General features: G+C 31.5%; 13 protein-coding genes and 11 tRNA genes. 14 read left to right on the forward strand and 10 right to left on the reverse strand.

Annotation, left to right across the window (positions count from 1 at the left end; all coding sequences use genetic code 11):
* Positions 1 to 115 precede the first annotated feature (115 nt).
* Genes D1815_RS13020 through D1815_RS13030 form a run of 3 tightly spaced genes read left to right on the forward strand, consistent with a single transcriptional unit; the run spans position 116 to position 3,668 of the window.
* A complete protein-coding gene (locus D1815_RS13020) occupies positions 116 to 1,000 on the forward strand; it encodes a methyltransferase domain-containing protein (RefSeq protein WP_027395306.1) in 885 nt (294 codons plus the stop codon).
* A 39-nt stretch (positions 1,001 to 1,039) separates the two neighbouring features.
* Positions 1,040 to 2,344 (forward strand): hypothetical protein, encoded by a 1,305-nt coding sequence (locus tag D1815_RS13025; RefSeq protein WP_118387462.1) that lies wholly within the window; start codon positions 1,040 to 1,042, stop codon positions 2,342 to 2,344.
* A 19-nt stretch (positions 2,345 to 2,363) separates the two neighbouring features.
* On the forward strand, positions 2,364 to 3,668 hold the full coding sequence (locus tag D1815_RS13030) for a hypothetical protein (RefSeq protein WP_118387464.1): 1,305 nt from the start codon (positions 2,364 to 2,366) through the stop codon (positions 3,666 to 3,668).
* Here the strand turns inward: D1815_RS13030 and D1815_RS13035 are convergent.
* The 10 genes from D1815_RS13035 to D1815_RS13080 form a co-directional block, all read right to left on the reverse strand.
* A complete protein-coding gene (locus tag D1815_RS13035; RefSeq protein ID WP_118387466.1) occupies positions 3,660 to 4,568 on the reverse strand; it encodes a 2OG-Fe dioxygenase family protein in 909 nt (302 codons plus the stop codon). The two genes, D1815_RS13030 and D1815_RS13035, sit on opposite strands and share 9 nt — an antisense overlap.
* A gap of 12 nt (positions 4,569 to 4,580) precedes the next feature.
* A complete protein-coding gene (locus tag D1815_RS13040) occupies positions 4,581 to 5,516 on the reverse strand; it encodes a tetratricopeptide repeat protein (RefSeq protein ID WP_147404209.1) in 936 nt (311 codons plus the stop codon).
* Between the two features lie 73 nt (positions 5,517 to 5,589).
* Positions 5,590 to 8,307 (reverse strand): DEAD/DEAH box helicase, encoded by a 2,718-nt coding sequence (locus D1815_RS13045; RefSeq protein WP_118387470.1) that lies wholly within the window; start codon positions 8,305 to 8,307, stop codon positions 5,590 to 5,592.
* A gap of 12 nt (positions 8,308 to 8,319) precedes the next feature.
* Complete coding sequence (locus D1815_RS23830) at positions 8,320 to 10,224, reverse strand: AAA family ATPase (protein ID WP_199726746.1); 1,905 nt, start codon at positions 10,222 to 10,224, stop codon at positions 8,320 to 8,322.
* A gap of 21 nt (positions 10,225 to 10,245) precedes the next feature.
* Positions 10,246 to 10,776 carry a hypothetical protein gene (locus D1815_RS13055; RefSeq protein WP_035086350.1) on the reverse strand — a complete coding sequence of 177 codons (531 nt, stop codon included), beginning with the start codon at positions 10,774 to 10,776 and terminating at the stop codon, positions 10,246 to 10,248.
* Positions 10,777 to 10,850: 74 nt separating this feature from the next.
* Entirely contained in the window at positions 10,851 to 11,660 is an 810-nt protein-coding gene (locus D1815_RS13060; protein ID WP_027395301.1) for an ABC transporter ATP-binding protein, read from the reverse strand.
* 1 nt (position 11,661) lies between these two features.
* Positions 11,662 to 12,630, reverse strand: coding sequence for an ABC transporter permease (locus tag D1815_RS13065; RefSeq protein WP_118387472.1), 969 nt, complete (start codon positions 12,628 to 12,630; stop codon positions 11,662 to 11,664).
* Positions 12,630 to 14,183 (reverse strand): phosphate ABC transporter substrate-binding/OmpA family protein, encoded by a 1,554-nt coding sequence (locus D1815_RS13070; RefSeq protein WP_118387474.1) that lies wholly within the window; start codon positions 14,181 to 14,183, stop codon positions 12,630 to 12,632. Before D1815_RS13070 ends, D1815_RS13065 begins: the two co-directional genes overlap by 1 nt.
* A gap of 22 nt (positions 14,184 to 14,205) precedes the next feature.
* On the reverse strand, positions 14,206 to 15,219 hold the full coding sequence (locus tag D1815_RS13075) for a hypothetical protein (protein ID WP_027395298.1): 1,014 nt from the start codon (positions 15,217 to 15,219) through the stop codon (positions 14,206 to 14,208).
* Positions 15,220 to 15,900: a hypothetical protein gene (locus tag D1815_RS13080; protein ID WP_027395297.1), complete on the reverse strand. Its 681-nt coding sequence runs from the start codon at positions 15,898 to 15,900 to the stop codon at positions 15,220 to 15,222.
* A 1,460-nt stretch (positions 15,901 to 17,360) separates the two neighbouring features.
* Here D1815_RS13080 and D1815_RS13090 point away from each other — a divergent pair.
* The 11 genes from D1815_RS13090 to D1815_RS13135 all read left to right on the forward strand — a co-directional run bounded on the left by D1815_RS13090 (position 17,361) and on the right by D1815_RS13135 (position 18,748).
* Positions 17,361 to 17,433 (forward strand) — tRNA-Lys (locus tag D1815_RS13090).
* A 6-nt stretch (positions 17,434 to 17,439) separates the two neighbouring features.
* Positions 17,440 to 17,526 (forward strand) — tRNA-Ser (locus D1815_RS23665).
* Positions 17,527 to 17,533: 7 nt separating this feature from the next.
* Positions 17,534 to 17,606, forward strand: a tRNA-Asn gene (locus D1815_RS13095).
* 4 nt (positions 17,607 to 17,610) lie between these two features.
* A tRNA-Cys gene (locus D1815_RS13100) sits at positions 17,611 to 17,683 on the forward strand.
* Positions 17,684 to 17,692: 9 nt separating this feature from the next.
* Positions 17,693 to 17,775: transfer RNA gene (locus D1815_RS13105), tRNA-Tyr, on the forward strand.
* A 17-nt stretch (positions 17,776 to 17,792) separates the two neighbouring features.
* Positions 17,793 to 17,863: transfer RNA gene (locus D1815_RS13110), tRNA-Trp, on the forward strand.
* A gap of 47 nt (positions 17,864 to 17,910) precedes the next feature.
* Positions 17,911 to 17,983: transfer RNA gene (locus D1815_RS13115), tRNA-Asp, on the forward strand.
* Between the two features lie 73 nt (positions 17,984 to 18,056).
* Positions 18,057 to 18,143, forward strand: a tRNA-Ser gene (locus D1815_RS23670).
* A 9-nt stretch (positions 18,144 to 18,152) separates the two neighbouring features.
* A tRNA-Pro gene (locus tag D1815_RS23675) sits at positions 18,153 to 18,226 on the forward strand.
* A 250-nt stretch (positions 18,227 to 18,476) separates the two neighbouring features.
* Positions 18,477 to 18,549, forward strand: a tRNA-Leu gene (locus tag D1815_RS13130).
* 127 nt (positions 18,550 to 18,676) lie between these two features.
* Positions 18,677 to 18,748 (forward strand) — tRNA-Arg (locus D1815_RS13135).
* Positions 18,749 to 18,789 lie beyond the last annotated feature (41 nt).

An 18,789-nucleotide genomic window follows, 5' to 3' on the forward strand; every position in this document is an offset into this window, starting at 1 on the left:
AACACCCTACCCCTATTTTTTAGTTTTTTTAAAGTTTTTTCATTTTTATGTTTTCCAGCTATTCATATCTTTAGATCACTAATTACTATATTTACTAAAAACAATCATTAAAGGAATGAAAGACAAATTATTTGAGGAGGTAATTGATAATTACGATGCGTTAAAATATAGCTTACTAAAAGCGCAAACTTTTGATGAATCTCATTTTGGTTTTCCAGAAATCTATTATAAGATTATGGAAACTGACAAACAGCGAGTAGATGCTTTTCATAAAGCTTTTCAGCTTAATAATAATTTTAAAGACGCTATAGTTTGCGAGATAGGTGTAGGAACATTACCACTTACTAAACTATACATGCCTTTTGTAAAAAAAGCATATCTAATTGAAAACAATCCTGATCTGATTCCTTTTATCAATAAAGAAATTGCCAAATATCCTTGGGCGGATAAAGTAGAAGTAATCTATGCTGATGCGCTAACTGTAGATTTACCTGAAAAAGTAGATTTTGTTGTTGGTGAGTTAATGAGTATTTACTGTGCTAATGAATTTCAGGTACAGATTTTTCAGCATATGCGAGATTTCTTAAAACCTGGAGGAAAATTGTTTCCGAATCGAATTGTAAATTTTGCAAGGTTATGCGAAGCTGAGATCGACTCGGATGTGCATCATTACCCGGTTAACTTTACTAGACATCAACCTATGTTTTTAACTCAGCAGTTTTTGGTTAACGAAATTGAATTATTAAAAGAAAAAAAACAAGGTGTAAAACTTAGTTTTTCTGTTCCAGTTTTATTCTCCGGAACTATAAATGCGTTGTACTTAGAATCATATGTAGAAGTAACGGAAGGTTCTAATTTTACAGGAACTGATAGTTTAATGCCTCCAACGGTATTAAAAACCACCAATACTCAAGAAGTAAAAGCAGGAGATTTGGTCCATATAGATTTTAGTTTTGATTATGGTTCTTCTTTGGATGATATTAGTTGTGTATTATCATAAAATTTATCCAAACTTTATTGAATAGTTTAAATAATAATTATGGGTAAAATTCTTTCTTTTCTTTTTGGGATTAAGGAATCTAAGTTTGAGATTACTAAAAAAGAATTAGAAGATATAACTAATAACTCTAGTAATAAAAAAAGTAAGCAAGAAGAAAATACTATTAACGTAGATACTACTCCTTTCTTTAAAGATAGCTTTTCTGCTTTATCAGATACTATTTTTAAAGAAGCTACAGAAAAATTTAAAATCAATAGATATAACTATTGGGCACCAAAATTTACAAGCTTAAAATCTTATAAATTTTTATCGGAACAGCAGGTTTCTTTTAAAAGGGATTTTCTTTATTGGATATCTAATGAAATTATTAAGTTAGAAACAACTCCTGAAGCCTCTGTCCATAAATTAAAAAGTCAATATCTAAATGAAATATTAAACCTCTTATTAAGATCAAACTTGCATTTTAAGGAAAAAGATTTTAAATATTTTATGAACCTTTGGGTAGAATATCCTACTTATGTTACAATAGGTTCTATAACCTCTAGGTTACGAGCAAAATCTAAAAAGGATGATATCAGTGAAGAGTTTTATAATTATCTAAAAATATTTCTAAAAAGTCCAAGGTTTAACAATCACTTCTATTCTTATTACAAAACTGCTAGAAATACAATACAGAAAATATTACATACATATACCACTGATAAAGACGAAAACCACCCTTTATTTTTGTTAGTCTCAGATCCTTTTGCTGATTACATAAATAAATTTTTAAAAAATAGTAATCAAAAAGAGCAAGATGCATATTGTATAATATTCAAAACTTTCGAGACTAATAAAGAATTTTATAACCCATTTAAGTTACTTGTTTTAGTTGAAAAATATATTGATATCATTGGAAAAGATACCTATAAGAAACAAGTGATAAACTTTATAAAAAAAGCCTCAATTTTCAAGCCTAAAATGAGCAATCTTAGAGTTGAAAAAGTAACATACAATACCGGAAGAGAAATTCGATATAATTGTCAATACATAAAAAAAGAAAATATAAGTATTTTAAAAAGTATGATTTTATCAATCGCAACTTTTAATAATAAAAAAAATGCAATCCCCCACCTTCTGAAAATTACAACCCGTTCTTTTTCCAATGCCAATGCTCTCAGGTTAGGAGAAACCTCTCAATCTTTGGGAAAACTATGCATATACACCTTAGCTTTTCAATATGATCAAAAAGGGAAGGATGAACTAAAAAGACTATATCAAGAAACTACATATAAAGGTATTAAGAAAGAAATATTAGAATACTCAAAAATGTTAGAAGAACATAATGGAGTAGGTCTAATATAAAACAGTTTTGCTACAACTAATGTCTAATAAAATCAAGAAAATACTATCATTCTTTGGATTAAAAAAATCTTTAAAAATAACAGAAGAAGAACTAGTACACATTAACTCTGACACACTAACTGACGAAAAAAGAATTGTAGAAATTATAGATTTGGATAGTATTAACACAGATATATCTCAAATTGAAGAATTATTGTTTGACATCTATGAAGAAGCTAAAATGACCTCTAATTATGAGGATAATGATCTTTATAAAATAGGTTTTAATTCATTAGAACATTATAAAAAATTAATCACGTCACACCCAGAAATTAAAAAGCAGTTTTTCTATTTTATCACACCAGAGATATCCCAAAAAGATCGATCAAAACGCATAAGATTTATAGAAACTAGATCAGAGATTCCCGAAAATTTTAAACGCGCTCTCAGTCAACTTGTTCTTAATTCCAAAATGAGATTGAACAATACAGATTTCACACATTTCTTTCAACTATGGAAAAATACTTATCCCTACTATTATCCTTTACGTCCTTTATTACGTCAACTACAAAAATATTCTTCAGATCATAAAATAAGTCCAGAACTTAATACTTGTTTACATTCTTTTTTACGTTCTAAATCCATACAATACTTACCTATCAAAGAGTATATGGAAGCTAAAAGTACTGTTCATAGGATAATTCTAGAAAATAGTAAAATAAGCTTAGTTCCTACTGCATATGTTTTTCAATTATTACCAGATTCATTCGGAACACATGTAAACAAACTACTTTCTGGCATGAATGAAAAGTATCAACATAATTTTTCTAAAATTCTAAAAATTCTTTGCCATACAATTGATCAAAATACACTACAACAAATCAATACATGTATTGATAATACAGACGAAAATAAATTTGATGTTTTTCTATATAATATCATTCGTAAATCTGCTTATCTAAAACTAAGAAGCGTTACATTACGAAGTAAAGTGCATAACTCTAAGGATGATATATATGGTACTTATGAACAAGTATATATAGAGAATATTGATATAATCAAAGGTTTAGTATCCATTGCGGGTAATAGAAAAAATCTAAAATGCATCCAATTCATTACAACCATCCTAGAACGATCTTTTGGTGTAACATTAGGCACTAATTATGGTGCTACATCTAGATCTTTAGGTATTGTCTGTATTCAAACACTTGCATATAAATTTGATGTAGAAGGAAAAGATGAATTACGTAGATTGTATAAAAAAACTAGTTTTAAATTGATTAAAAAGCAAATTGAATTAGCTTCTAAAAAATTGACTGAAACAACAGGAGAAACATTACTCTAAAATATCCATATCAAATCCAATGATATCGCGTATGCCAGGTTTTGAAATATCTTCTGGTTCAATTGGCGTTACATAATGCCAGAGGTCGTTTCCAAAAGTAAACTCCTCACCTGTATCAGCTTGAAAAATAAATTCTCCAGGTTCTAATACCTTATTATAAATAAGCTCATTGTCTTTTGTAGTTGTTTTTTCATAAATCTGACTCTCAGCTCCTACTATATTTTGTCTATTAACTACTAAAGCAGACATGATATATTGCGCGCCATCCTCGTGCACACCTTCTGGGGAGTTTTCCCCTTTTATTTTTTCCTTAGAAATCGTTCGCATAAAGTGACTGGTAATTTGGATCTTCCTAGTTTCTGGATGTATCCTTTTCACCAAACCTGCCATTTTTTTTAGTAATTCAAAAAAGAATTTGTTTTCTACCGTATCCCTATCCGCCTGTTTAAAAACACGTTTCCATACTCTAAAATCATCAACATCTTGTTCAAAACCTTGTTCCACTATTCTTTCTACAAAATACTGATCATCCCAAATTTCAATTAAAAAAGTAGCTATATTACGCTGTCTTGTGATAGTAGATAACCGATCGAATTCTTGTTTTTGATCCTCGTCGAGTTGCTGTATCCAATATGCTAAAACATCTATTGACTTTGTACCTTCAAAGTAAGGTTTATGAAGTTTTTCTATGGCTTCGGAATCTGAAGAAAAAGTAGTTTTTAAAAATGCAATTTGTTTACCTCTTACCAAATATACATCATCTTGTAATTGAGAAAAAAATGGTCTGAAAAAATGCAAAAAAGAACTTACATCTATTCTTAAATCAGCAACACTGCCAACTCGAATAGGTGATTTAATAGATCGTCCTAAAGATTTAGATATGTTTTTTTCTGTGATCATTTCGTTCTTTGCTTAATCTTCGATTTTTATTTCATCCAAACCTAAATCTTCGAAAAAAATGTCTACCTGAAAATCAAGTTCAAAAGCTAATTCATAAAACTTCTTAGCCAATTCTTCATTTTTATCTACTTCATCACCAATAGTGTACATTGCTGATAATTGTGCTGCTGCTTTACCATGTCCCAGATTTGCTGCTTTCGTGTAATATTCAATTGCTTTATCTGTATTCTTTGAAATATGTTCATATCCCGCCGCATAATAGGTGGCTAGGTTATAAATTGCTCTTATATTTTCCTTTTCTGCAGCCTTGACACACCAATCTAACGATTTTTTTATATCTTCTTTTACTCCGATTCCCTGAGCAAAATAAACACATAACTCGAACATAGCATTTGCATTACCTTTTTTAGCAGATTCATAATGGGCATTTAAAGAAGATTTTAAATTTTCTGTATATGCATATCCTCTATACAACATATATCCTTTTAACAAATATACTTCTCCACTAGGATCTTCTTCCTTTAATTTCTCAACCAGATTTATGATTTTTTCAGCAGGAATTGATTCAACATTAGCAAAATATGCGACTCTCAAATATTTAATCCAAGCATCAATCCCATATCCTGATTCTCCCGCCAATCTAAAATAAGATAAAGCTTTTTTAGCATTTTGTTCTACACCTACTCCTAAATAATAACTCATTCCTAGTTCATACCATCCTGCTGGGTTTCCTGACTCTCCAGATTTAGCATATAAGTTCAGCATTAAATCTATATCTTCAGTCTGCAGCAATCCAATTAACAAATCACCTCTTTCAATCTTTTGCTTAATTACTTGAGCCTTTTCAAAATAAGTCATTTTATTTACTTTTTTAAATGAAGTTATATTGCATCCAGTAGTAATAAATATCATTAAGACACCGATAAATAATGATTTAATTATCTTCACTTTTTAATTTTTCAATCTTAAATACTCTTAAATTCTTCGGGCTTTTCGAAATTAAATAAATACCTTTTTATGATCATTTTTTAATCCTAACTTTCTTTGCAATATGATTAAGACATTCGTTTTTATTATGCAACCAATACGCATAAGGTATTGTAATAATTGGAATTTTCGTCCTAAAGAGTGTTTTATACTGTTCTATAGAAAATGTTTTTTCCAATGTGCCAGGATATCCAACTAAATCAATACAGATGGTTTTTTGATTAAAAGTTACTAAAATATCCATTATATATCCTGCCAATGAATAATTTACCATAATATCTTGTTCATCAATCCCTAATTGAATTAATTCTTCGTGTACTTCTGTGGCAAAATTATCAATATATTCTTCTGTCTTATTATGCTGGTGATGTATTCTCGTTTCTGATAAATAATCAATGAGTAAATGTTTATTCTTAAAATTCTTAGCATCAAAAGAATAATACAAAAACTGTTTTTGTTTAGCACGAGTTATACTTACATTAAATACATCTTCCCTATCCAAATATTGAAAAACTGAACTACTAATATTGTTATCAATAGTAAATGTAATATACATCTGATCCCGTTCCTCTCCTTGAAACTCGAAAGGAGTTCCTACAGCAATTTTATGCTTTTTTATTGCAGCAAGATCATATTCTTCTATCTTATCCTTTAAGTGGTTTACCTGATCTCTAAAAGGAGAAAGAATACCTATTGTCGTTGCTACACCTGCAGCAACATTAATTTCATTATCAATTACTTCTTGTACATCTTCTAATATCTTTTCTGCTTCTTTAAGGTTAGTACCATCCTTTAGTTTTTCTCCTTCACAAAACACCCAATGTACGGCAGAAGATTTATGATGTATTTGTAAGTCCGACATTACCTTTAGTTTATCAAAATAGAACTTCTGATTACTATATCGGATAATACTTGGGACACTGCGATAATGTTCATCAAGAAAATGAATATTATTGTTAGAAGGAAGTCGTTCCATGGCATAATCTAAGAAACTCGTTTCCCTGTAATTCATTACATCCTCTCCCTTTATTAGACCGTAATTATTGGCAGTATTTTCCATTACCTGTCTAGATAAAAAAGAAACATGTCTTAGTTGTTTTGGATCACCAACGACTACCACTTTTTTAGCTCTGGCCAATACAGGAATCATTGTCGTAATATCACATTGAGAAGCTTCATCTATAATGGCTACATCAAAAATATCATTTTCTAAAGGAAACACATCACTAACATCTGTTGACTTTGTAATCCAAATAGGTAAGCATTGTAATACTGATATAAAATTAATATCCTGAAATAAGCGATCTCTTTCTACAATATCCTTAGTTTTTACAAGCTTCAATAGTTGAGAAAAAGTTCGATCTTTTTGTAATAAATTAGAAATCTTATCCTGGTATTTTAAAGAAATGATTTCTTTAATCAGCTTATTTCTCTGGTGAATATAATGATCCAACAATTCTATTAGCTGCCAAAAAGGATATTCTTCTAATACTTTTTTAGAAACATATTTTCGCTTCAATCTTTTAAAAAAAGAAGGCTTGTGATCCAAAAACAGCTCAGCATTTTTAATTTCTCTACCCTCTCTTTCTTGTATTTCTTCGCTTATCTCCTTTATTTTATTTTTAGCATAATCAATTTCAGCTTGCTTTTTAGGAATAAAAAAATCTCCTCCAGATTTTCTAAACCTAGTAATTGATTCTATTTTCTTTCTTAAGGTAGCACGGTGACTTCTACCAGAACCTGCTCTAATAGAAAGACCTTTTACTCCTAAATCTTGTATTATTTTATCTTGGAGTACATCTATTGCTTGATCGGATTTAGAACAGATCAATACACTTTTATTATGATATACTTGATCTAGAGCTAATGAAGCAATGGTGTACGATTTACCAGTTCCTGGAGGACCAATTACTACAGTAACATCATTTGATTTTACGGCCTGAATAATATCTAATTGTGACTCACTAAGATTAGAAGGTACATATACAGCTTCTTTCGAATTGGTTTCTTTATCAACTTCTACTTTTCTTCTGGAAAAGAAACTTCTAAGTGTATCATTAAATAAATGTCTTTCCTTTATCTCATCGATTTCATGTAAAACATCTCTGCTGGATTTTGATTTCTCGACAATACCCAAAGCAATTGCGGGAAGTAACTTTAATGAAGGTGATTTTAAATGACTTCTTAATTTCTCTCCCGAAACAAGCTCAGGCAAATCTTCTAGGGCAATTGTATCAATTTTTATATGCTCTCCTAGCTTTCTGGCAACTTTGCGAATATCCTGTTTTTCCGGATCCTGATCATTAATCAATGATTTCATCTCCAAGACAAACGAATCATCAAGATTAAAATTAGATTTTAATAAATTTAGCAAAGCATCATTAGCTCTATTTTCTTCAAAATTATAATTGATATGATATAATGCTTCATTATTAATTTCTAATGACGCAGGAGTAATAATTAAGGGAGCACATATTGTTCTCTTTTTACCTAAAAAAGTTAGCTTTCCGGTAATAAAAAAACTACAGGCAACAAATGTCTTTTCTTTTCTATGGATCTCGAGATACTTATACAACTCTTCTCCAAAATCTGTTTTCATAAAGACGGAATCATCTTCACGATATAACTGATCAATACTACTTAGAAAGAATCGCTTGTGAACTTTTGTTCCTAAAAAATTTAATATATCATTATCTCTAAATTCTTGCTTATAACAATCCTGATAGTATGATAGTACTTTTTCTATATGCATATCCTACTAAAATTAAGCTTCTTCTTCGTCCTTCTGAAATCTTAAATAATCATCTACGGTTTGATTAATCGGTGGAATATCATCCTCTATGATTGTCTTTAATAATTCTTCGGTAAGTGGAGTTATTGATACAATACGATTCGCTTGGTATTCTATAATCTTTTCAAACAAATTTCTAGCAACTCTAGCATTACCAAAACTTTTATGTCTTTTTTCGTATAGTTTATCAAAAATAAACTCTAATTTTTCCTTTGCTTCATCTGCCAATACAAAATCATTCTTGCCACAAAACAATTCAAAAATACCTATGAGTTCTTTTGGCTTATAATGATCAAATGTAAAGTATCTATTAAATCGTGATTGTAATCCAGGGTTCGACTCTATAAATTCTTCCATCTCATCTGGATATCCCGCAGCAATAACAACCAATTGATCTCGATGATCTTCCATCTTTTTTAGCAATACCTCTACAGCTTCATTACCAAAATCCTTTTTATTATCCTTTGCCAGAGAATATGCTTCATCAATAAACAACACTCCATCTAGCGAAGTCTTTACTACCTCTTCTACCTTTAATGCAGTTTGACCTACATACCCAGCTACCATTCCTGTTCTATCTGTTTCTACAAGATGTCCTTTTTCTAAATATCCTAAATGTTTATATATTTTAGACACCAAACGTGCTACTGTTGTTTTACCAGTTCCCGGAGGTCCCATAAAAACCGAATGTAATGAGTTATTTACATTCTTAAGACCCTTTTCTTCTCGTAGCTTTTGTACCTTTAAAAAGTTAGATAATTCTTTTACAGAAGTTTTGATATTGTCTAGACCAATTAACTCATTCAATTCATCCATTACATCATCTAACGTTTCATTTTCATCGATCTCTGTTTGCTTTACTCCTTCTAATTTTTCTTTAGGATGTTGTAATTTACTATTGATCTTCTTCAGTAAGGTTGTCTCTTCCTCAGAGATTGTCCCATCCGCTTTAGTTATCAAAGAAGCTATTCTATATAAAAATGATGCAGAATTAGCAAAATGCTGGCTATCTAATCGTTTTAAAAGTGACGGTAATAAAAATTCATTCTTATATTCATTGCCTAAATCAAAAAGACTAGCCGTTTTAATTACTTCTATGTTTTCATCAAACTTTTCTGATTGAACAAATTTGTTAATCCGTTCTATAGACAAAGAAGCTATAATATCATTTCCCTGAAGCTTCTCGAACATAAATGCTAATAAAAATTTCACCTTAGCATCTGCAACCGTATTTTTTTTATCACTTAGCGGATATATCATATTGAATACCCTAATGATGTCCTGAAGAATTACATGTTCTGCCTTAAACTCAATAGCATCATCTGTTTTATGAACGATAGCATTAATCGTATTAGAAAAACGCTTGTTATTATTTAAGTCTTCTGCCAAATTCTGAATCTTCTCTCCTTCGTTTTTTAGAATTTGTAGAAACTCATAATCGATATCAAAATCTTGAGTGGTATCTTCTTTTTGATTTACGAAATCTTTAAACTTATTGGTAAAATCAGAAAGATTTTTTTTCTCATCTTTCTTAGTTAATAACAAATCATCTACCAAATTATTAAGTAACGTAATCTGCTCCTTAGGAAAAGCACTAAACTTGACATCTAGAAACACATCCTTAACTAATGGAATCTTGTTATCCGCAAGATGGATATGTTGTGTAGTAATAATAAAATCTAATTCGTCAATTGAATCTTTTAAAGAATATAACACTAACAGATCTTCATCCTTTATTCTTAGCGTTGGAAATGCAGAAAAAATAGATAATATCTTTAAAGGATTAACCGATTTTCCTTTAAAAAAAGAAGCTTTATGTTCCTGAGTTAATTTTGAAAAAAAATGATCTGTGGTTTTATGGTATTTTCTATTGGTCATAATACTCCTACACTATTTAATTTAGGATGATGATAATTGTTGTTCTTTCTTCTTTTTAGATTTTTTCTCGGATTCTATTGCAAATAATATAAAACTAAAAAACAAGGACAATAATGCTATTAAAATTAAAATCCCCCACAATCCATTATTAGGATAAACCGCTAAACCTCTCGGCACGGTAACTTTAGTACTTTTACCAGTATCTACCAATGTTTCTCGTAGTTTTATCAATACATTAGTCCGTTCTAAAGCACTATTAGATTTTAAATTTTGAAGTTCAGCTTGACTGGCTTTTAAATTTCTATACCAAAAACTAATATCTTCATCAGGAGTTTCCCATATCATAGAAGTATATCCACTAGTGATATTATTAGCTTCTAAATAATCAATAACTTTGGTCAGTTCTTCATGAGCAAGTTCAATAGTATTTGCATCTGCTGCTCTCTTTAAATATCCAGAAACATTCTGTTTAAACTGTATCTTTTTAGCGATTCGAACTCCAAAAATTGTAAATGATACTAGAATTAGCACAATACTGATTATATTTCTCATTTCTTCCTTTTTTTCGTTTTTATAATATAGTTTATAGATCACTAAAAACTATAAAGCAATACTAAAATTAAGAATTAACTCCCTGCATCAATCTGCATCATTGCATCTTCTACTTGATGCACCAATTCGTCAAAATGAGCTAATCGCTTCGTTTCTCTATTTCTATTAAACGGTAAATCAACATCTATATGCTTAACAAAATGAGACGGCGCATGTTTCATTATATAAATATCATCTGCTAAGTATACAGCTTCTTGTATATCGTGAGTAACAAATAAAATTGTAGGGCTAAACTTTTCCCAAATACCGATTAGTAAATCTTGCATTTGTAAACGTGTCTTAATATCAAGTGCTCCAAAAGGCTCATCCATCAATAAAATTTCTGGATTAGACATCAAACTACGAGCTATGGCTACACGCTGTAATTGTCCCCCAGATAATGTAGGATATTGTGCATACTTCTTTTGGTGCCCATCCAATCCAACCAGCTGGATCATTTCCATCGCTTTTTCATCACGTTCTTTCTTAGAAACACCTTTAAAACGTAACCCCAAACCAACATTATCCAACACAGTCATCCAAGGCAAAGATGAATATTGCTGAAATACCATGCTTACCCTATTTTCTTTACTTACTGGTTTCCCTTTGACTAACACCGTTCCTGCAGTTGGCTCTTGCAATCCCGCAATATATCTCAGTAAAGTTGACTTACCACATCCGGACATTCCTAAAATGACAGAAAACTGCCCTTGCATTGGTTTGTCCTCTACTAATAAATCTAAGTTTTCTATAATTTTAGTTTTTCCTCCATCGTATGATTGAGAAATCCCTCTAAGTTCTATAACATTAGGAGCCTGAGGAGTATCTGTAAACTGTAATGCCATATTAATGTTTGTTTCCTTTATTTATGTGTTTATATGGAAATAATATTCTATCGATCATTACAAACAATCGATCTTGTAATATCCCTATAACCACTATGATAATTAGTATAGCAAAAGCTTTATCTATTCTACTTTGTCGTTTCGCAGTCCAAATTAATTCTCCTATTCCTCCTCCTTTATTCAACATCTCTACAATAGTGATATATGTCCAAGAGATAGCTGTTAACACTCTAATATCATCAATAATCTTAGAGAATACATATGGAATATATACTGTTCTAATAGTTTGCCAAGATGTAGCTCCTAAGGTAAAAACAGTATTAAGATATACATTCTGGACTTCATCAATCCGCTGGATGACGACAGGTATCAGATATACTATAATACCGAATGCTAGAAAAGATACTTTCATATCACTTCCTAATCCCAGCCACATAATAAAAATCCCAGTCACCGCAGTCAACGGAATAAAACGATAAGAGTTTATAATCTGACTAAATAACCCTCGAAATAACGGAATCAAACCTAATAAAAAACCAATAGGTATAGATACAAGGATTGCTACCAGATATCCTAAAAAATTTAATTTAATAGAATAAAAAGTATTTCCGATTACATCATCGTTTTTATTTAGATCAGGAAAAGCTTTAATCACTTTAATTGGTGATGGTAGTAAAGGATATACCTTGTTTTTCTTTAATCCAAATGTTGTTAACTCTTCAAGACTCATTTGCTCTAGAGCATCATAACTAGCAACTAACAGTGAATCGTTTTCGTAGTACTTACGCTCATTTTGAGCGATCTTAGAAATATCTATCGATTCATCTTGTGTAATTACAGAGGTAGATAAAACTTCTGCTAACAAAAACCATAATCCAATTAGAATCAAAGCACCGATTACAGTAAGTATCGCTTTATCCTTTGATTCTAAGTTTCCCCTAAGTTCAAACAGTTTTTTGATCCCTACCATTAGTCTACTACCAGTTCAAAATCTGTTCTTCTGTTCTTAGACTTACAATCTGCATTTTGATTTCTTTCGCATCCAGGAACTGGTTTATCTGGACCATTTCCTAAAATAATAAATCTGTTCGTTGGCATGCTGTGTTGCTGGATCAAATAATCTGCAACTGATTGCGCTCTTTTCTTAGATAGTGCAACATTAGGACCTCTAGATCCAACATTATCAGTATTTCCTTCAATTCTAATACGTGCGTTCGCAAATGCTTTTGCGATTGGCGTAAACTGAAGATCTATTAATTGTTTAGAATTTTCATCTAATTGAAACTCTCCAGTTCTAAAACTAATACTTACTTTTTTTGACGAAAGCGATTCTTTTTTCTCCAATGTTTTATCAACTGCAGTAAACTGCTTTTGTTGTTCGGCATTATGAGAAGCACCAGATAGTGATGTTTTATTCACTAAATCCTTTGTAGAAAGTAACCTCCAGCTTTTTGCACCAGCAGTACTATATCCAAGAGCATTATATTTCACTTTCATTTTATTATACAAATCCTCTCCTGTAACACCTGTATAATTTGAATTCAACCCAAAGAAATCTTTATTATCTCCATGAGTAGCTAATCGTACATTATTTATAGCGTCATAACAGAAATCTTCTGGCTGTGATAATCCTTCTGCAAGAATTTTTGCTGCTTTTCTTTTGTTACTATCAGAATTATTTAATTCTGAAGCTCCTATCATCCATCCTTCATATAAATCTTGCAACTGCTCTTTATGCGTTTCTATAAATTCTTTTTTAGAAACAAATACATCAGCAATAATATGTGTTGCATTCTTAGTGCTTTCTAATACTTTAGAACCTGCTACTTTTGCTACACAATCCGCATCATCCGGACTCCAAACAACAGCGGCATCAACAGTATTACTTTTAAAAGAATCAGCAGCATCAATTGCACTTGGTACTTCTACCAACTGAACATCTTTGGTCGTCATATCACTAGCTTCCAATAACCAAATTAAAAAAGAATGTGATGGTGTCATTGGCGCTACGGCTATTTTCTTACCTCTAAGATCACTGACCTTATTAATTCCTCTTGCTGCTACAATAGCATCTCCTCCACGACTCCAATCTGCCTGGAACACAACTTGTGGTTGGTATTGCGATAACCCTTCTACTTCTGTCGGGAACGCATCAATTGTTGCCCACATTAGATCTATAGAACCATTTTTAAATGCATCTCTAGAAGCATCAAAGTCATCAATAACTTCGAAGTTTACCTTAAATCCATAATCTTTATAGAATCTCGATGCTGTATTGGCTTTAAATCCTTCGTTGAAATACTGTCCTCCAGCATATCCTCCCCAAGTTACTACCCCTACATTAATAACATCTTTATATCCTTCTTTTGTTTCTCCTTTATCAGAAGAAGAAGTTAGTTCTTCTATTTTTTCTTTAGCCTCTGGGTTATTTCTTACAAATTTATTTAGTAAAAAATATAGTCCTCCAATAATGAGCACTACAATTAAAATTTTTGAAAACGGTGTTAATCTTCCTTTTGCCATGATTTTTGATTAGTGTTATTTTTTAATCCTCAAAATTAAATAAGTCTGAGTATTGATTATTTTGGGTTTTAGTTTTAACTATAGGTGCATCCAGATCTACACTATGTTGATCATGCACTAACAGGTCTTTTTGATTTCCAAGAATAAGAGAAACTCCTTCATTCTCCCATTTCTCAAGTAATTCTAAACCTTCTTCTTCGAATATTCCATTCTGTAAATCAATAGAATCCATGAAGTTATTAGACATTTCCATAAAACGCTCCATCTCTCCTATCTTCATACTTACATCATCAGCTATTGCTTCTAATGCGCGATCAAACATTTCCTTCTTGTCATTATTTCCTGCAATAATGTTCATTGCAGATTTCATTGCAGAATGTCCAGCTCTTACTGCTTTTCTTTCTTGCTCCTTAACCATCACTTGATCCTCTATATCTTCCAATAATATCTCTGAATTCTCGTACATCTTAACTAAAACTCTATATAAGATTTCCATCTTCTTATAAAGTTCATCTAATTTCATATTAGATTCTTTTAATCTACCAGCTTTTCTAGATTTAAGAATCATAATCCCTTTCTTATCTCTTTCTTTTGCAGCACTTGCTAGCTTTAGATTATTATTGATATTCTTCTTATTATCATATATAATGGTTTGCAAACGTTTCATCTGTCCTTTTAGAACAGCAATTTGCTTATTCATCTTCTTTAAGTTACTATGAAGATCATCAATATAACTTTTAAGAATCCCTATCGGATCAATCTGTATAAAAAGACCTGTTAACCAACGCATAAAAGATTTATACATATAGAAAATAAGGTTTCTCATCTTAGGATCTAATACAATATATATTAATGCCCCTAATACAGCTAATAAAACTCCTAGGTATAATGTATTTTCTACAATATTAATTAGAAAGGGAAGTACTTTATACAATCCGTATAATCCACCAGCTCCTAAAAGTCCCATAAATAACATCCCGGTTTTACCTTCGGGTCTTTTCCAAAATGTTTTTGGTTTCAATGAGTTGTTGTCCATTTATTTTAAGTATTTCTGCATTTTAACAATATCTTCTTCGAACTGAGCTTTTAGATGACTGTAAGATACCTTAAAATCATTTTGTGTTTTATTAATCTTACTATTACTCTCTTCTACTTTAGCTTTTAAATCACCGATCTGTTTTTGGTGTTTCGCAATTTCTTCTGTTAGCTTTTTAATTTGCTCTGATTTTTCTTTTATGATTGATTCAAACTGAGCAATCTCTCTTTCTCTACCTGATACCTTGCTGTCAAATTGATTTTTAAAAGCGCCTATAAACTGCTCATTTTCTTTATCTAAAACTCCTATATAAAAATTAGTAGTTTGTAAAAGCTTATCTAAGGTAACTCCCATTGTTGATGCAGTGGCAAATGCAGAACGATATTTCGTCGCTTCATCCATTGGCATTTTCTCCAACGCTTTTAGAGATTTTTTATATTCTAAATAATCAAAACCATCTAGATTATTTTTCTCTATAGCTTGTAATAACTTTTCTACGATTTTAGTGTCCAAAACTCCTTCTGAGGAAGAACTTATTGGATTATTAGGAAGCGGCGGTGGTGTCGAAGCGGCTGGCTTTTTATCCGAACTTACATCAGCTTTTTCAGATGATCCAGAAGTCTCTTTATTCTCTTCTTCAGAATCATCTACTATAAATAAGGACTTTAAATTTTTTAGCATGGTTAGTGAATTTAAACAAATTTAAAAAAATAAGTGTTTTTAGAAGGACCTAAGATAAGTATTTCCTTATATACCTTTATAATATAGGTATCATCTAGCATCAAAATGTTACAATTATTATTTTTTCAATCATTTTACTATACGGTCCCAAGCTATTTTAAGCCCAAATAATAAAGCCAAGAAAAACAACAGTAAATATTGAAACCTTCCTACGAAGAATACACCAAAAAACATTCTCTGTAGGACATATGTTATTATGAACGTTATTATAATAATTATGAATAGTCCTGATAACTTTCCGAAACCAGGAATTCGAGACATAGGGATCGTTTTATTTATAATAACTAAGGCTACAATCATGAATAATAATGGAACAAAGTATGTTACCAAATCAAGTTGTAATAAATTAATTTTTAGAAAGAAAAAACTATAAAGAAGTAAAACCAAAGATAACAAGCCAGGTATTGTTACCGCATAAATTAAAATTCCGTAGAAATAATTAATAGGTGGTTTAAAATTCGACGGCTTTACAAAAAGTAAGCCGATTAAAGTGCACGCTAAAATAATTGCAAAATAACCTAATAATAAATTAGGGTGATTGCTGAACCAATTTAAAAAGTCTTGTACCGTCATTATTGATAAAAATACAAATATAGTTTTATATAATACTTTTTTGCTTTTTAAAGAAAAATCGCTTAAATTCATTCTAAACTAGAGGATTAAATATAAAAAACGCAAATGAAATTTGGTTAATACCTCTAGATTATCCAATATTTGCATAACAAATGACAAGAAATAGAGCACATATTAACCCGAAATCGCTGTTTAGTCAGTGTGATTATCGATGGATAGTAGAATTATCCAATCGAAACCGGACGTTATGTGGCTATTTTAATCCTTAAATTATGAAGTGATTTAGATAAAACCTATATATAATAACAAGCGTCCAAGAAATTGGACGCTTTTTTTATTAAAAAAAATCAAAAAATGTTTAAAAGTTAATTAGTACATAAAGAATAGCATTTGGAAAGTAAGCATCAGAGAGACAGACGATTGCCAAAACATCCAAAACTTGTTGAAAAACGAGCAGGGATTCTTATATCCAAAAATAAATATAACTAACTGATTATCAGTAAAATAAATTCAAAAAATGTTTGGAGATTCAAAAAAAAATTTGATCTTTGCATCGTAATCAAAGTGCAACTAAATATCAATATTGATTACATAGTTACTAAAACAAATAAATTAAAATGATACCGAATAAGTTACAACATAGTATTACCCGTCTCTTTAGCAAGCAAGGAGAATATTGTTCCGATTGGAATATATATGGTGTCTATTATATAGAAAGGAAACGTATGCGATTATAAACCGACATACAACCACAAGATATATAAAGGCGCCCGAATAAGGCGCCTTTTTTTATTTACATAGTTCATTGACATACTGAAAACCAAAATTGACACGTAGCTTAATTGGAAAAGCACTCGACTTTTAATCGAGGTGATGTGGGTTCAAATCCCTCTGTGTCAACTTTAAGGAGGATAGGCAAATATTGGTTTGTTGCGCTTGTCTGCTAAACAAGTCTGTCTAATCACAGTGAAGGTTCAATTCCTTTGTCCTCCGCAATACTGATACTATAGCTTAACTGGTAAAGCTAAGAGCTGTTAACTCTTAAGATGTGGGTTCAAATCCTACTGGTATCGCTAAGACAAGGTGGCTGAATGGTTAAGGCTACGGACTGCAACTCCGTTTTTTACAGGTTCGATTCCTGTTCTTGTCTCTAAAAAATGGAAGTATTGAGCAATTGGTTGGCTCACCAGACTGTAAATCTGGTCTCTTCGGGGCTTGTAGGTTCGAGTCCTACTACTTCCACTAAATATAATAATAAGGCGCTTTTAGTGTAATGGTAGCACAAAGGTCTCCAAAATCTTTAATCTGGGTTCAAATCCTAGTAAGCGCGCTAAATACAAATTATAAAATTAAAGACTCCTATCTATTTAGGAATATAGTATCGTAGCACAGTGGCTAGTGCACCCGACTGTCTCTCGGAAGGTCGCGGGTTCGAATCCCGTCGGTACTGCAAAGCAGGACTCGGGATGAGAAGTTTATCCTGAGCTAGGTCGAAGGGAATCCCTTCGATACTGCTAAAAAACGGAAGAGCAAGCCAATAGGTGGTGGCCGCAGTCTTGAAAACTGTTAGGAGCTAATGACTCGTGTGGGTTCGATTCCCACTTCTTCCGCTATATAATCTGGGAAGATAACGGTGGTTTTGTTTACTCGCCTTGGACGCGAGAGGTCGCAGGTTCGAATCCTGCTTCTCAGACAAATTAACTCATTTTGAAACTAACAGTAATGAGTTCAAGCCTAGACTCTCTAAGAAAACAGAGACAACTCTGTTTCTCGGTCTAAACTTATATCTATGGTGTAATTGGAAGCACAAGGGATTTCTAATCCCTAAGTCTAAGTTCAAGTCTTAGTAGATATACAAATGCTCTGTTCGTATAATGGTTTAGTACACCTCACTTTCTATGAGGAAATAGGAGTTCGATTCTCCTACAGAGTACAATTTTAATGCAGGAATGGCGGAACGGCATACGCGCTTGACTTAGAATCAAGATCTTGAGAGTTCGAATCTCTCTTCCTGTACGAATGCTCCGCTAGCCCAAATGGCAGAGACAGGCGAGAAAAAGCAACGCTTTATCGAAGATTGCGAGCGAAGCTCAGGTTTAAACCCGGTTCAGTCTAAGTTCGAATCTTAGGTGGAGTACAAGAAAGGCTCATGGTGTAAATGGAAGCACCCAAGGTTACGACCCTTGAAGTATAGGTTCGACTCCTATTGAGCTTACAAACTAACCTGTGATGTAACGGCAGCATCCAAGACTTTGA

This window comes from Aquimarina sp. AD1 (assembly GCF_003443695.1).
In the GTDB taxonomy this organism is placed as follows: Bacteria; Bacteroidota; Bacteroidia; order Flavobacteriales; family Flavobacteriaceae; genus Aquimarina; species Aquimarina latercula.

Excerpts from the sequence above, each read along its gene's own strand:
- D1815_RS23830 (WP_199726746.1), bottom strand. The coding sequence starts at position 10,224 with ATGACCAATAGAAAATACCATAAAACCACAGATCATTTTTTTTCAAAA.
- D1815_RS13075 (WP_027395298.1), bottom strand. The coding sequence starts at position 15,219 with ATGGACAACAACTCATTGAAACCAAAAACATTTTGGAAAAGACCCGAA.
- D1815_RS13020 (WP_027395306.1), top strand. The coding sequence starts at position 116 with ATGAAAGACAAATTATTTGAGGAGGTAATTGATAATTACGATGCGTTA.
- D1815_RS13070 (WP_118387474.1), bottom strand. The coding sequence starts at position 14,183 with ATGGCAAAAGGAAGATTAACACCGTTTTCAAAAATTTTAATTGTAGTG.
- D1815_RS13035 (WP_118387466.1), bottom strand. The coding sequence starts at position 4,568 with ATGATCACAGAAAAAAACATATCTAAATCTTTAGGACGATCTATTAAA.
- D1815_RS13055 (WP_035086350.1), bottom strand. The coding sequence starts at position 10,776 with ATGAGAAATATAATCAGTATTGTGCTAATTCTAGTATCATTTACAATT.
- D1815_RS13060 (WP_027395301.1), bottom strand. The coding sequence starts at position 11,660 with ATGGCATTACAGTTTACAGATACTCCTCAGGCTCCTAATGTTATAGAA.
- D1815_RS13025 (WP_118387462.1), top strand. The coding sequence starts at position 1,040 with ATGGGTAAAATTCTTTCTTTTCTTTTTGGGATTAAGGAATCTAAGTTT.
- D1815_RS13030 (WP_118387464.1), top strand. The coding sequence starts at position 2,364 with ATGTCTAATAAAATCAAGAAAATACTATCATTCTTTGGATTAAAAAAA.
- D1815_RS13080 (WP_027395297.1), bottom strand. The coding sequence starts at position 15,900 with ATGCTAAAAAATTTAAAGTCCTTATTTATAGTAGATGATTCTGAAGAA.
- D1815_RS13065 (WP_118387472.1), bottom strand. The coding sequence starts at position 12,630 with ATGGTAGGGATCAAAAAACTGTTTGAACTTAGGGGAAACTTAGAATCA.
- D1815_RS13045 (WP_118387470.1), bottom strand. The coding sequence starts at position 8,307 with ATGCATATAGAAAAAGTACTATCATACTATCAGGATTGTTATAAGCAA.